The organism is Erwinia sp. JUb26 (genome assembly GCF_003751505.1).
Classification (GTDB): Bacteria; Pseudomonadota; Gammaproteobacteria; order Enterobacterales; family Enterobacteriaceae; genus Erwinia.
The window spans coordinates 385,365-399,663 of record NZ_RJVB01000005.1 but is presented as its reverse complement, the minus strand read 5'-3'; the positions used below and the strand labels follow the sequence as shown (position 1 = coordinate 399,663).

General features: G+C 57.5%; 14 protein-coding genes. 10 read left to right on the top strand and 4 right to left on the bottom strand.

Features of this window, described 5'->3' with window-relative positions:
• The first annotated feature begins 33 nt into the window (after window positions 1-33).
• Entirely contained in the window at window positions 34-969 is a 936-nt protein-coding gene (locus tag EC836_RS15390) for a LysR family transcriptional regulator (protein ID WP_123334720.1), read from the top strand.
• Here EC836_RS15390 and EC836_RS15385 read toward each other — a convergent pair whose 3' ends face one another.
• Entirely contained in the window at window positions 970-1,239 is a 270-nt protein-coding gene (locus EC836_RS15385; RefSeq protein WP_123334616.1) for a PTS transporter subunit EIIB, read from the bottom strand.
• A 117-nt stretch (window positions 1,240-1,356) separates the two neighbouring features.
• Window positions 1,357-2,019, bottom strand: a complete 663-nt coding sequence (gene yieH / locus EC836_RS15380) for a 6-phosphogluconate phosphatase (RefSeq protein ID WP_123334614.1) — start codon at window positions 2,017-2,019, stop codon at window positions 1,357-1,359.
• Window positions 2,020-2,228: 209 nt separating this feature from the next.
• On the opposite strand from yieH, the gene EC836_RS15375 reads away from it, so the two are divergent.
• Window positions 2,229-3,542, top strand: a complete 1,314-nt coding sequence (locus EC836_RS15375) for an NCS2 family permease (RefSeq protein WP_123334612.1) — start codon at window positions 2,229-2,231, stop codon at window positions 3,540-3,542.
• Between the two features lie 44 nt (window positions 3,543-3,586).
• Here the strand turns inward: EC836_RS15375 and EC836_RS15370 are convergent, their stop codons facing one another.
• Window positions 3,587-4,330, bottom strand: coding sequence for a 4'-phosphopantetheinyl transferase superfamily protein (locus EC836_RS15370; RefSeq protein ID WP_123334610.1), 744 nt, complete (start codon window positions 4,328-4,330; stop codon window positions 3,587-3,589).
• Window positions 4,331-4,816: 486 nt separating this feature from the next.
• Here EC836_RS15370 and EC836_RS15365 point away from each other — a divergent pair, with 486 nt between their 5' ends.
• The 8 genes from EC836_RS15365 to EC836_RS15330 all read left to right on the top strand — a co-directional run bounded on the left by EC836_RS15365 (window position 4,817) and on the right by EC836_RS15330 (window position 12,801).
• Window positions 4,817-5,695, top strand: a complete 879-nt coding sequence (locus EC836_RS15365) for an ABC transporter ATP-binding protein (RefSeq protein WP_123334608.1) — start codon at window positions 4,817-4,819, stop codon at window positions 5,693-5,695.
• Window positions 5,692-6,585: a branched-chain amino acid ABC transporter permease gene (locus EC836_RS15360; RefSeq protein WP_123334606.1), complete on the top strand. Its 894-nt coding sequence runs from the start codon at window positions 5,692-5,694 to the stop codon at window positions 6,583-6,585. The genes EC836_RS15365 and EC836_RS15360 overlap by 4 nt, the downstream gene beginning before the upstream one ends.
• 2 nt (window positions 6,586-6,587) lie before the next feature.
• Window positions 6,588-7,610, top strand: coding sequence for a branched-chain amino acid ABC transporter permease (locus EC836_RS15355; RefSeq protein WP_123334604.1), 1,023 nt, complete (start codon window positions 6,588-6,590; stop codon window positions 7,608-7,610).
• Window positions 7,607-8,359, top strand: coding sequence for an ABC transporter ATP-binding protein (locus EC836_RS15350; RefSeq protein WP_123334602.1), 753 nt, complete (start codon window positions 7,607-7,609; stop codon window positions 8,357-8,359). Before EC836_RS15355 ends, EC836_RS15350 begins: the two co-directional genes overlap by 4 nt.
• A gap of 21 nt (window positions 8,360-8,380) precedes the next feature.
• Entirely contained in the window at window positions 8,381-9,658 is a 1,278-nt protein-coding gene (locus tag EC836_RS15345) for an SfnB family sulfur acquisition oxidoreductase (RefSeq protein ID WP_123334600.1), read from the top strand.
• 45 nt (window positions 9,659-9,703) lie between these two features.
• A complete protein-coding gene (locus EC836_RS15340; RefSeq protein ID WP_233599342.1) occupies window positions 9,704-11,032 on the top strand; it encodes an ABC transporter substrate-binding protein in 1,329 nt (442 codons plus the stop codon).
• 180 nt (window positions 11,033-11,212) lie between these two features.
• Window positions 11,213-11,482: a helix-turn-helix domain-containing protein gene (locus tag EC836_RS15335; protein WP_123334598.1), complete on the top strand. Its 270-nt coding sequence runs from the start codon at window positions 11,213-11,215 to the stop codon at window positions 11,480-11,482.
• Window positions 11,482-12,801, top strand: coding sequence for a type II toxin-antitoxin system HipA family toxin (locus EC836_RS15330; protein ID WP_123334716.1), 1,320 nt, complete (start codon window positions 11,482-11,484; stop codon window positions 12,799-12,801). Before EC836_RS15335 ends, EC836_RS15330 begins: the two co-directional genes overlap by 1 nt.
• 26 nt (window positions 12,802-12,827) lie before the next feature.
• On the opposite strand, the gene mnmE is transcribed toward EC836_RS15330, so the two are convergent.
• Window positions 12,828-14,192, bottom strand: coding sequence for a tRNA uridine-5-carboxymethylaminomethyl(34) synthesis GTPase MnmE (gene mnmE / locus EC836_RS15325; RefSeq protein ID WP_123334596.1), 1,365 nt, complete (start codon window positions 14,190-14,192; stop codon window positions 12,828-12,830).
• Window positions 14,193-14,299: the final 107 nt, after the last annotated feature.

Below are 14,299 nucleotides of genomic sequence, written 5' to 3'. Positions count from 1 at the left end.
CTATAGAAAATATCTATGTCACTTGCGGAAAATATGATCGTGGACAAAATTTTACGTCAGTTTATCGAAGTCGCGATGTTGGGAAATGTGAGCCATGCGGCAAACAAACTTTGCCTGAGCCAGCCCACGTTGACCCATAACATGAAGAAACTGGAAGAGAATTTAGGCGTACAGCTGCTGGAACGCACCTCAACCGGAGTGAATACCACAGAATTTGGTGAGCTGCTGCTGGAGCAGGCTCAAATGATGCAGCGTATCTACGATAACACCCTGATTAAGCTGGCTTCGATAAAAGCCCGGCAGGGGCAGAGCCTGCGTATGGGTGCCGGACATGCCTGGTGGTATATGTTCGTGCGCGACAGCTTTAACGCCTATCGCACCCTGCACCCGACAGTCAATATTCATATCGATCTTGGCAACCATTTACGCCTGATGGATCTGCTATTAGGTGGCGATATCGATCTGTTTATCGGACATGAAATCAAAGGATTGAATCCGAAGGCGGGCATCAGTTTCCTGCCGCTGTTCAGCACACGCGACAGCATGTTTGTCCGCAGTGGGCATCCGCTGCTGGGCAGGCCGGTGGAGGAGTACGAGCTGCTGGGATTCCCCTATGTCGAGCTGACGCCGGACGAGAGCCGCTACCAGCATATGATGGATGATATGCAGCACAAAAGGCAGGCGCGGAATCGTCTGCACCTGGCCGAACGGGTGATTTGGTCCACCAGCTCGATGATGTCGGCGGTGGATATGATTAATGATTCTGACGCGATGATGCTGAACTACCCCTCATGCATGGCGGGATATTTTGCGCAATATGGGCTGGAACCGTTGCAGCTGGCGGAGGAAAGCCAGCCGTGTACGGTCGGGATCTACCTGATGCGGGAAAAGGCCGATGCGCCCCACGTCGTGCAAATGCAGGAACTGTTAAATCAGTACCTTGAGCCGGTTCGCCACCGGGTATCGTAGCTACTTCTTGCCGACGAGCTCGACCAGCGCCTGATACAGTGGGCGGGCCTGGCCGGGCCCCATCACCAGCTGAAGCTCAGTCAGCTGCGGGGCGACGGTGACCTCGAGCAGCGCTCTGACCGAGGGCTGTTGTTCAATAAGCTGCCTGTCTAACTGTGCGCTATCATGCAGTCGGATGCGAACGCGGCTGGCGCAGTAGCGCAATGTGGCGAGGTTATCCGCGCCGCCCAGTGCCGCCAGAACGGCGGTAGCAAGTCGTTGGTGTTCCATGATCTCTCCTGACCGGTGCCTGTGCTGTAGCAGCATAGGGTCAGGGAGGGGGCGAAGTGAAATCGATTTATTCCCGCCGGATATAGACCGTTTCTATACCCGGCGCTGGCCGGGCAGTTATCGCGTCAGCCGCCAGCCTTTTTCCTGCCACAGCGCGGGCAGCTGCGCCATATCGGTAAACGCGGTGACCAGCGGATGGTCGATCGCGGGGTTGTGCGCGTCCGCGCAGTAGTAAAATACCGGGATACCGGCGGCGATCCCCGCTTTGGCACCGGCTTCGGAGTCATCGACCAGGATGCAGCGATCGATCGGGATGCCCATCTGCTGCGCGGCGTGGTACATCAGCTCCGGCTCGGGTTTCCAGTGCTGGATATCGTAGCCGCTATAGAGGCGATCGTTAAAAAACGGCAGCATCCCGGTCAGGCCCAGCGAGTGTTGCATTTTCGGTACCGTGCCGTTGGATACCACGCACATCGGCACCTGAAGGCTTGCCACCAGCGCGTTAGCGCCGGGAATTGCCTTCAGCTCCAGATCGAACAGTCTTGCCACTTCCGCCCGGTAGGCCGGTTCCAGCACCTCGACCGGGGTGGTCAGGCCGTGCTGTTCACAGACATCGGCCACGATGTCATACAGTTTTACGCCCTTATATTTCTCAAACATCTCCTGCAGCGACAGCGTGACGCCGAACTGCGCGAAGGTATTGACATAGCCCTGGGTACAGAGCACTTCGCTGTCGACCAGCGTTCCATCACAATCAAAAAATACACACTCCACTGACATCTGCGCGTCCTTCAGGTTGGTTAATTTTTTTCCACTTTGCGTAACTGTAACAGGATTGCGGTCGGGAAATGTCAATTACTGTTAACAGCCGGGATAACAGGGCGAAAACAGCGCAATCGGTTGCGAAAAAACCGGGTGATCCACATCGCAAAATGACAATTATGGGTTAGGATATCCACCGACTATTTTCTCCGCTCTGGAACCCCATAATGACTAATCCCGGTTTGTTACAACGGATTTTTAAACTGCAGGAGCATGGCACCACCGTCCGTACCGAGGTGATTGCTGGTTTCACCACGTTTCTGACGATGGTGTACATCGTTTTCGTTAACCCACAGATCCTCGGCGTGGCCGGTATGGATACGCAGGCGGTCTTTGTTACCACCTGCCTGATCGCGGCTGGCGGCAGCATCCTGATGGGGCTGGTAGCGAACCTGCCGGTGGCGCTGGCTCCGGCGATGGGTCTGAACGCCTTCTTTGCCTTCGTGGTCGTGGGAGCGATGGGCATCTCCTGGCAGGTAGGCATGGGGGCGATCTTCTGGGGCGCGACCGGGCTGCTGCTGTTGACCATTTTCCGCGTGCGCTACTGGATGATCTCGAATATCCCGGTTAGCCTGCGGGTGGGCATCACCGCCGGTATCGGGCTGTTTATTGCGATGATGGGGCTGAAAAACGCCGGGATCATCGTGGCGAACGAAGCCACGCTGGTCAGCGTGGGTAACCTGACCTCGCACAGCGTGCTGCTGGGTGCGCTGGGCTTCTTTATCATCGCGATTCTGGCCTCCCGCAATATTCACGCGGCGGTGCTGGTGTCCATCGTGGTGACCACCGGGATTGGCCTGGCAATCGGTGATGTGAAATTTACCGGCATTTTCTCCGCGCCGCCCCCGGTGACCTCCGTGCTGGGCCAGGTGGATCTCGCTGGTTCGCTGAATATTGGTATGGCCGGGATTATTTTCTCCTTCATGCTGGTTAACCTGTTTGACTCCTCCGGCACGCTGATTGGCGTCACCGACAAGGCCGGTCTGACCGATGAGAAAGGCAAGTTCCCGCGCATGAAGCAGGCGCTGTACGTTGACAGCATCAGCTCGGTGGCCGGTTCATTTATCGGAACCTCTTCCGTGACCGCTTATATCGAAAGTTCGTCCGGCGTGTCTGTCGGTGGTCGTACAGGGCTGATGGCGGTGGTCACCGGCATCCTGTTCCTGCTGGTGATGTTCCTGTCGCCGCTGGCCGGTATGGTCCCCGCGTATGCGGCAGCCGGTGCGCTGATTTACGTCGGCGTGCTGATGACCTCCAGCCTTGCCCGCGTGAAATGGGACGATCTGACCGAAGCCGTTCCGGCCTTTGTCACCGCGGCGATGATGCCGTTCAGCTTCTCGATTACCGAAGGGATCGCGCTGGGCTTTATCTCTTACTGCGTGATGAAGCTGGGCACCGGCCGCTGGCGTGAAATCAGCCCGTGCGTGGTGGTCGTTGCACTGCTGTTCGTGCTGAAGATCGTGTTTGTCGATGCACACTAACCGCAGTGCTTGAGGCATCAGGGTGGCCTTGCGCCACCCTGATCTCAGGAATAGTGGTGCTGCTTCTCGGCAGGCAGGCTGGTTAAACGCAGCGCGCGTGGCCCCATATTCAACGAAAAAACGTTAATACTCTGCAGTGAATTCCACCCTTCTGCTTCGTCATACTCCCACAGCTGTAGCCGATCGGTTCCCGGCGAGAGCGCGCAGGACCACACCATCAGTGCTTCCACATCGCAGATAGCCTGAATATCCGCCAGCGTTGAAGAACGCAGCCTTCCCGAAGCGGGATGCAGACGCAGGGCATCAAAACCGCCGCTCCCTTCCCCGGTCATTTTCAGAATGCTTTGTCGAAGAGTCCAGATCTGGGTGCAGGCTTCTGACGGATCGTTCTGGGCGTTGATCCAGGCTTTCTCACCGGAGGAAAAAGAGTGCAGGTACTGCTCTAAAGTCTGACGGCTGTGCGCGCGAACGATTTCCATATCCAGGCCAGCGCGGCAGCCCTCTTCCGCCAGCAGCACGCCCACCATATTACCGGCGTAGGAAATGCTGAAATCAGGCAGCTCGGGATCGGAAAAAACGGGGCGTCCGCCGTCAGTAAGGCGGATATCGGGGAGCTGAGGGATGCCATACACCCTCAGCATCATTTCCGCCAGCAGCGTTCTGGCTGCAAGATAGCGGCGGCGGCGCTTCTCCGCAAGACTGGCCGAATGTTCTACCAGCTGTAGCGGAAGTCGGTGAACCTGCGCTTTCGTCTGGACAAGAGTCCAGCGTGCAAAATGACTTGCCATCTGTCACTCCATGAAAATGGTCGGGTAATCATCAATGCTATTGTAAGAATAATCTTACGACTTTTCACCCGTGATCCCCTCAATGGGGTGAAATTCGGATTAATATCATTTCCTCTGTGGTTAAACCGAACAGAAGCGCACCGGATAAGAAAAAATCCAGATAACCCTCGTTTTTGATGTCCTTTATACAGCATAAAATCCATAAATAAGCTGAATATTGTTCATTCCCCACTATATCGTCCCGTTAATAGTGTGATGCTGCATTTGCAGCATCACAACAACATTCCTGCTGCAAATGAAGCATATTCAATCATTGATTATCAGCGCAATTCACTGAATTAAAAAGAAAATAACCTTTATCAACATTGGCACACATTCTGCTTACGTTCTTATAACCTAAGTGTTGGTTTCTTTATTTATAAATCGCAAATAGTTATATGAGAAAGCGGCAAAACAACCTGAAACGCTGCTGACCAGGAGAGAATTATGTCGTTATCAGAAGCATCCCCGGCCTCGCTGGCGGCACTGCGGCATGCGTGGATCGCGGAACGATCGGCCGAAGCCGTTAAGCCTGGCGCATCGCTACAGCTTTCGGGCATCGCGCTCTCATTCGGCGGGGTAAAGGCCCTAAGCGACGTCTCGCTGGTGGCGGAGCCGTCATCGCTGCTGGCGATTATTGGTCCGAACGGCGCGGGAAAAAGCACCCTGCTGAATGTGATCTCCGGCCTCTACCGCCCCGATCGCGGCGAGATCGCCCTCGACGATCGTCGCTATCGCGCTCTCCGTCCGCAGCATCTGGCCCGCGCCGGTGTGGCACGCACCTTCCAGAATCTGGCGCTGTTTAGCGGTCTGTCGGTGACGGATAACGTCCTGCAGGGTCTGGCATACAGCCGGAAAACGTCGCTGCTGGGTGAGATATTCGGCCTGCCGCGTGCGCGGCATGAAACGGCAGGTCAGCTGCAGCAGGCGCGCGCGGTCATCAATTTCTTTGGCCTGGATGCAGTCGCGTCCAGCCTGACTTCCAGCCTGTCATACGGCATGCAAAAGCGCGTTGAGCTGGCGAGAGCGCTGGTTGCCCGTCCTCGCCTGCTGCTGCTCGACGAACCGATGGCGGGGATGACGCTGGCGGATAAACAGCAGCTTAGCGATCTTATCCGCGAGATACGCCGCCATTTCGGCACCACCATTTTGCTGATCGAGCACGATATTGCCGTGGTGATGAGCCTGTCCGATCGCGTTGTGGTGCTTGAGTACGGGCGCAATATCGCCACGGGAACCCCGAATGAAATCCGGCGAAACCCGGCGGTGATTGCGGCCTATCTGGGTTCATCGGCGGACACCGCCGCACCGGAGGCCAGAGGATGAACATTGACTGGCTGTTCCTGATTGAAGTCAGCGTCGGCGGCCTGCTGTCGGGCGTGATGTATTCGCTGGTCGCGCTGGGTTTTGTGCTGGTTTACAAAAGCTCCGGGGTCTTCAACTTTGCCCAGGGCTCAATGCTGCTGTTCTCGGCACTCACCTTCGTTTGCCTGGTCGAACGCGGCTGGTCGGTGTGGGCCGTGCTCCCCGTTACCCTGGTGGCGATTTCGCTGCTGGGCATGCTGATTGAGTTCTCCGTGCTGCGGCCGTTGGTGAATCAGCCGCCGATCGTACTGTTCGTTGCCACGCTGGGCGTGTCCTACATCATCGAAGGTGCCGCCCAACTGCTGTGGGGTACACAGGTTCACGCGCTGGATCTGGGCATCGACGACACACCGTTTGAAGTCGGCGGCGTGCTGATCAGCCAGTTCGATCTGTTTGCCGCAGGCGTTGCCGGGCTGATGGTGCTGCTGCTGAGCCTGTTCTTCCGCTATACGCACACCGGGCTGGCGTTCCGCGCGGTGGCGGATGATACCTTTGCTGGTCTGGCGGTGGGTCTGAATATCGGGCGCCTGTGGGCGGTAGTCTGGGCGGCGGCAGGGATTGTCGCGCTGGTCGCCGGGCTGCTGTGGGGGGCAAGGCTGGGCGTACAGTTCTCGCTGTCTCTGGTGGTGCTGAAGGCGCTGCCGGTGCTGGTGCTCGGCGGGTTTGATTCGGTGGCCGGGGTGATTGTTGCCGGACTGCTGGTTGGGCTGATCGAAAAGCTGGGATCGGTGTATCTCGGCCCGCTGCTGGGCGGCGGGATCGACAGCTGGATCGCCTACGCCGTGGCGCTGCTGTTCCTGCTGATTCGCCCTGCGGGCCTGTTTGGCTCCCACCGTTTATCGAGGCTGTAACCATGTCGACTCTCTCTACGACCGCCCTGCCTCGCCGCAATATAGGATGGCTTATTCTGCCCGTCGTGGCATTTATTCTGCTGCCGCTGGTCGGTAACGAATACCTGTTTGATGCGGTGCTGACGCCGTTCCTGGCACTGTCGCTGGCGGCGCTGGGGCTGAACGTGCTGGCAGGCTATACCGGGCAGATCTCCCTCGGCAGCGCCGCCTTTATGGCGGTGGGTGCCTATGCCGCGCTGAACCTGATTGGTCGCCTGGACCTGCCGCTGCCGCTGGTTTTACTGCTGGCGGGCGGCATCAGTGCGCTGCTGGGGCTGATCTTCGGCCTGCCGAGCCTGCGGCTCAGCAGTTTTTATCTGGCGATTTCTACGCTGGCGACGCAGTTCTTTGTCCAGTGGGCGCTGAACAACTTCAGCTGGTTTTCGATGAACAGTGCGTCCGGCGTGGTCTCGGTGGCTCCGCTGCATCTGGGCGCGTGGATCGTCGACAGCTCCGAGCGGCGCTATCTGTTCACTCTGACGGTGGTCAGCCTGCTGACCTGGCTGGTCTGGCGGTTGGTTAACAGCTCGGCCGGACGCAACTTTATCGCCGTGCGCGACAATCCGCTGGCGGCCCGGGTCATCGGCGTACCGGTGTTGCGTACCCGGATGATCGCCTTCGGCTTCTCCTCTTTCATTATCGGTATTGCCGGGGTGCTGTGGTCGTTCACCTATCTGCGCAATGTTGAACCGGCGGGGTTCAATCTGGACCGGTCCTTCCAACTGCTGTTCATTATCATCATCGGAGGATTAGGTACGGTCCGCGGCGCGTTTCTTGGCGCGGCGCTGCTGACGCTGTTCCCGCTGCTGCTCTCCCGCCTCGGAGGATGGCTGTTTGGCCAGCAGGTGGATTCCGGCGTGCTGGAGCTGGTGCAGAACATCATCGTCGGCGTTTTGCTGATCGGGTTCCTGATTGCCGAGCCGAAAGGGCTGGCGGCGCTGACGCAGCGGCTGGCGTCGTTTTTCACCTCGCGGAGAACATCATGACTGACCGTAACGCGCTGCTTGAGGTATCGCATCTCAGCGCCCGCTATCAGCGCCATATCGTCGCGCTGGAGGATATTTCGCTCACCGTGGGCGAAGGCGAAATTGTGGCGCTGCTTGGGCGCAACGGCGCGGGGAAATCCACCACCCTGCAGGCGATCTCACACCTGCTGCCCGCCCGTCGCGGTGAGGTCAGCGCGGGCCGCGTGCTGTGGCGCGGCACGGATATTACCGCCGAAGCCCCGCACCGTCTGGTGAAGCGCGGCATTGTCCCGGTGCTGGAGGGACGGCACTGCTTTGTGTCGCTGACCCTGGAGGAAAACCTGATAGCCGGTGCGCTGGCGCGTTCGGCCTCCCGGGCGGAGATACGTCAGGGGCTGGAGGAGATCTATCAGATTTTCCCGCGGCTGAAGGACAAACGACAGCTGGCCGCCGGGCTGGCCTCCGGCGGCGAACAGCAGATGGCGGCCATCGGCCGCGCGCTGATGGCGAAACCCCAGCTGCTGCTGCTGGACGAACCCTCAATGGGCCTGGCCCCGCTGATTGTTGAAGAGATTTTTGCGGTGCTGACCCGTCTTAACCAGCAGAAAAAGCTATCGATTCTGGTAGCAGAACAGAATTCCACGGTGGCACTACGCCACGCCCATCGCGCTTACGTGCTGGATACCGGCAGCGTGGCGCTTTCCGGCAGTGCGCAGGCGCTGAGCCAGCAGGAAGACGTACAGAGAATTTATCTGGGCTTTGCAGCATAACTTTTACACAGGAGAATACCGATGAGTACGCTTCATACCGACGATGCAGTCACCGCACCTCAGCCACATTCCACCAGCACCGCTCCGCGCGGCGTGCCCGGCTATCCACGCCCGGCGCAGCCCGCGCATGTTATCCAGAGCGATGAAGAGGCTATCCGCGTGGCCACCGAACTGGCCGCGCAGTTCGTTCTCACCGCCGCCGAGCGCGATCGCGATCGCATCCTGCCGATTACCGAGCTGGACGCGTTCTCACAAAGCGGGCTGTGGTCAATCAACGTGCCGAAACGCTTTGGTGGCCCGGAAGTGTCTTATGCCACTCTGGCGAAGGTGGTGCAGATCGTTGCCGCCGCCGATCCGTCCATTTCGCAGATCTCCCAGAACCATCTGGGCGTGGTGGCGGCAATCCGCACGGTCAGCGATGAAGCACAACAACGTGCGCTGTTTGCTCAGGTACTCAGCGGCGTGCGCTTCGGCAATGCCTTTTCCGAGTTCGGCAGCAGGCGCGCGGCGGATTTCGAAACCCGTTTTGTCGACGACGGCGATCATGTTCTGGTCAGCGGCAAAAAATTCTATTCCAGCGGCGCGCTGCTGGCGCATCTGGTGCCGATCGTGGCGCTGGATGACCAGGGGCGGGCATGGTACGCGATTGCCGACCGCGACGCGCCGGGACTGACGGTGATCGACGACTGGTCTGCCTTCGGCCAGCGCACCACCGCCAGCGGCACCGTGCTGCTGGATAACGTGCGGGTGCCGAAAACCCATCTGGTTCCCGGCTATAAGGGCTATGAAGCCCCCAGCGCCGACGGCGCGATTTTCCAGATTGTGCAGGTGGCGATTGATTCCGGCATCGCCGAAGCGGCCATCAACGAAACCATCCGCTTCGTACGTGAGAAATCGCGTCCCTGGGTGGACAGCGGGCTGGACCGCGCGTCCGACGATCCTTATACCATTCAGCGCGTGGGCGATCTGACGCTGCGGCTGCATGCTGCTGAAGCGCTGCAGGAAAAAGCGGGCCTGTGGATCGATCGCGCGGTGGCAGAACCGACGGCGGAGAACGTGGCAAAAGCGCAAATTGCCGTGGCGGAAGCCAAGGTGCTGAGCACGGAAATCGCCATTGAGGCGACCAACCGCCTGTTCGAACTGGCGGGCACCCGTTCCACCCTCGCCGAGCACAATCTCGATCGCCACTGGCGCAACGCCCGTACCCATACGCTGCACGATCCGGTGCGCTGGAAGTACGCCATCCTCGGCAACTACGCGCTGAACGGGGTCAATCCCCCGCTGCACGCCTGGAGCTGACGGCTTCGCCGGGCAAAATAATTCTACTAATAACAGGGCATGAAAATGGTAAAAATGAAGGTGATAACGCTTACCCGGCTTCTCGTCGGGGTTACGCTGCTGCTGGCGCAGCTCTCGCTCAGCGCCAGGGCGGATGAACAGTATTTCCCGCTACAGAGCTATCGCGTCGGCCCCTATGCCGCCGCCGGCAGCGGCTTCTTCGGCGGGTTTATTGACTACTTACAGCTGATTAATCAGCGTGACGGCGGAGTCAACGGCGTCAAGCTCACCTGGGATGAGTGTGAAACCCAGTATGAAGTGGAGCGCGGCGTGGAGTGTTACAAACGCCAGAAAAGTAAGCCCGGCGTTGCCGCGTGGAACCCGCTTTCCGTGGGGATTGCCTATGCGATGATCGATGACGTCACCCGCGATAAAACGCCGCTAATCACTATCGATCATGGCCGTACCGATTCGACCGACGGCCGCGTCTTCCCGTATGTCTTCCCGCTGCTGCTTAACCCGTACAGCGAAACGTCGGGGATCATCAAATTTATCGGTACCCGTCTGGGCGGTCTGGACAAGCTGCAGGGGAAAAAAATTGTCGTGCTGTACCACGGTTCGCCGTACGGCAAGGAAACCATCCCGATCTTTGAGCTGCTGGCGAAAAAATACGGCTTTGAAGTGCAGCAGATTGAAGTGCCGCATCCGGGCAACGAACAGCAGTCGCAGTGGCTGACCATTCGCCGGGCAAAACCGGATTACGTGGTGCTGCGCGGCTTTGGCGTGATGAACCCGGTGGCGCTGAAAACCGCGCAGAAGGTCGGTTACCCGGCGGATCATATTATCGGTAACGTCTGGTCTAACTCCGAAGAGGACGTGATCCCGGCGGGTAACGCGGCGAAAGGCTATATTGCGCTGACCACCCAGGCTTCCGGCTCGGTTTACCCGGTAGTGAAAGAGATTATTGATAAGGTCTACGGTGCCGGTAAGGGTAATCTGCAGGATCGGAAACGCATCGGCAGCGTCTATCATAACCTCGGCATTGTTAACGGCATTCTGAACGTTGAGGCGATTCGCATCGCGCAGCAGAAGTTTGGCCACCGCACGCTGACCGGCGACGAAATCCGCTGGGGCTTCGAGCATCTGCAGCTTGACGCCGCCCGCGTCGAAGCGCTGGGCGCCAAAGGCCTGTTCCACTCGATTAACGTGACCTGCGAAGACCACGAAGGCCAGGGCCGCGTGACCTTCCAGCAGTGGGACGGCAGCCAGTGGAAAGTGATCAGCGACTGGATTTCACCGGACTGGGCATTGTTGCGCCCGATCATTGAAAAATCCGCCAGCGCCTACGCGAAGGAAAATAATATTACGCCGCGTAACTGCCAGACTGAGAATTAATCTTTGATAAAAACCTGCATTAACAGGCCGTTAATGCAGGTCAGTAAATGCTCACTTATGTGCAGGTCTACACGCTATAGCCGGTAATAATCATGCTAACGGCTATAGCGTGTAAATATTGTTTCACCGGCTAAAGCGTGTAATATTCATCTTACCGCCCACAACCGGTAAGGTGCCAAAATGAAGGTTACTAACAGCAAACAGCTGAGTAGTTATCTGAAAGATGTCCGTATCACGCAGAAGCTTTCACAGGGCAAAGTGGCCAATAAGGTGGGTATTCGCCAGGATACCGTATCCAGCTTCGAACAACATCCTGATTCCACCAAGCTGGAAACCTTCTTTAAGATCCTTTCGGCATTGAATTTAGAGTTGACCGTCACGCCCAGGAAAAGCGATGCCGACAGCAATGAGGCTTCCGGGGCAGCATCTTCATGGAAAGAGGAATGGTAATGGCAGCGCTTGATGTTTATATGAATGGCTATCATGTAGGGGTATTAACAAAAACGGGGAGTGGAGCACATCATTTTACCTATGATGCGAACTGGATTGAGCTGCCGGGCAGTCGTCCTGTCTCACTCTCTATGCCGCTGCGCCATCAGCCCTATCAAGGTGATGAAGTTTATAATTTCTTCGACAATCTGTTGCCTGATAACCCGGATATCAGAAGACGAATTGTTACCCGGCATCAGGCAGATTCTACCCAGCCGTTTGATCTGCTGGCCAAAGTGGGCCAGGACAGCGTTGGTGCGTTGCAACTGGTACCCCAGGGAAAATCCGTCAGCGATATAAAACAGATCGAATATAAGTCCCTGTCCGAGCAGCAATTTGAAAGCATATTAACGGGATACCAGTCGGATGCTCCACTGGGGATGATTGACTCAGAAGATGATTTTCGTATCTCAATTGCCGGTGCCCAGGAAAAAACGGCACTGCTCTTTAAAGATGGTGGCTGGTGCCTGCCCATCAATGCCACGCCAACGACGCATATCCTCAAGTTACCGATTGGTAAGATCGAGAGTCACTCCTACTCGATTGATATGTCTGACAGCGTTGAGAATGAATATATATGTATGATTATTGCCCGGGAGTTCGGGCTGCCGGTACCGCAATGTTTTATGCTCAGAGCCGGAAAGATAAAAGCGCTGGCGGTAGAGCGGTTCGATCGTAAATATGCCTCGGACGGTCGCTGGATTATGCGACTGCCGCAGGAGGATTTTTGCCAGGTGTTGAGTGTCCCTCCCGCGCTGAAATATGAAAATCATGGTGGACCAGGGATTTCCGCCATAATGTCGTTTCTGTTAGGGGCGGTTGAGCCAGAAAGGGACCGCTATAGCTTTATGAAGGCTCAGGTGTTGTTTTGGCTATTGGCCGCCACGGATGGGCATGCAAAGAATTTTTCCGTTTTTATTGAATCCGAGGGACGATATCGTCTCACGCCTTACTATGACATTCTCTCAATGTACCCGGGGATTGGCGGCCGGGGTATTGACCACAGGGATGCCAAACTGGCCATGGGGCTGACTGGCTCAAAGGGCAAGAAATATGCCATTGAGCAGATTTTCCCTCGTCACTTTTTCCATACGGCTCAAACCGTTGGGTTTGCCAAAGAATCGATGGAAAGTATTCTGACTGAATTTGCACAGTCGATGGATGACGTTGTGGAGAAAGTCAGAAACCAGCTACCAGCAGAATTTCCTGCACTGATTAGTGATTCAATTCTGCAAGGCATGCAGTCCAGGGCAAGAAGATTAATGACTGGCTGGAGGTAGGCACCTTATCGGTGCCTCACAGTTAATCACTTACCAATACAGAAACTAGAGAATATCCGGCCCAGCAGGTCATCGGAGCTGAATTCGCCGGTGATCTCACTCAGGCTTTGCTGCGCCAGGCGCAGTTCTTCCGCCAGCAGTTCACCCGCCCAGGCGCCCAGCAGCTGATGTTTGCCCTGCTGCAGATGCTCTGCCGCCAGTTCCAGCGCCTGAAGGTGACGGCGACGGGCCAGGAACCCCCCTTCCATATTGCCCGAGAAGCCCATGCTGGCCTTGAGATGGTCGCGCAGGACGTCCACACCTTCGCCGGTGCGGGCGGAAAGGCGAATAAGTGAGTGACCGTTTACTTCCGTAATTCCCAGCGTCTCACCGGTCATATCGGCTTTATTACGCACCACGGTGATCGGCAGCGCTTCCGGCAGGCGGGCAATAAAGTCCGGCCAGATCTCCGCAGGCTCGGTTGCACCGGTGGTAGTGCCGTCGACCATAAACAGCACGCGGTCGGCCTGTTCGATCTCTTTCCACGCACGTTCAATGCCGATGCGCTCCACTTCGTCGCTGGCTTCACGCAGCCCGGCGGTATCAATGATATGCAACGGCATGCCGTCGATGTGAATGTGTTCACGCAGCACGTCACGCGTGGTGCCGGCAATATCGGTGACGATTGCGGCATCGCGCCCGGCCAGCGCGTTGAGCAGGCTGGATTTACCGGCGTTAGGGCGGCCGGCGATCACCACCTTCATCCCTTCGCGCAGCAGGCTGCCCTGGCGCGCTTCGGCACGCACGCCGTCAAGATCGGCAATCACCTTGTGCAGCAGGGCTTCAATTTTGCCGTCGGAGAGGAAGTCGATCTCCTCATCCGGGAAGTCGATGGCCGCTTCCACAAAGATTCGCAGGTGAGTAAGTGCTTCCACAAGGTTGTTAACGCGGGTGGAGAATACGCCCTGCAGCGAGTTGACGGCCGAGCGTGCCGCCTGTTCGGAGCTGGCGTCGATCAGGTCGGCAATCGCTTCCGCCTGGGCCAGGTCCAGCTTGTCGTTGAGGAAGGCGCGCTCGGAAAACTCGCCCGGGTTGGCGATGCGCAGCCCGGGAAGCGCCACGATGCGTTTCAGCAGCAGGTCGAGGATCACCGGGCCGCCGTGGCCCTGCAGTTCCAGCACATCTTCGCCGGTAAAGGAGTTAGGGCCGGGGAACCACAGCGCAATACCCTGATCGAGCGTGCTGCCGTCGGCGTCGCGGAACGGCAGGTAGTCGGCGTAGCGCGGCTTAGGCAGCTTGCCCAGCAGCAGCTGTGCCACTTCCGCCGCTTTGCTACCGGAAACGCGCAGAATCCCTACGCCGCCGCGTCCTGGCGGCGTCGCCTGGGCAACAATCGTATCGCTATGGCTCATGGTTAACTCTCTTTTGATGCAAAAAAATAAGGCGGTCTGCATGACCGCCTTAGTGTAAACACTGTGTACGATATTGACACGCGGCAACCGTAAAAAGGCTGCCGCGT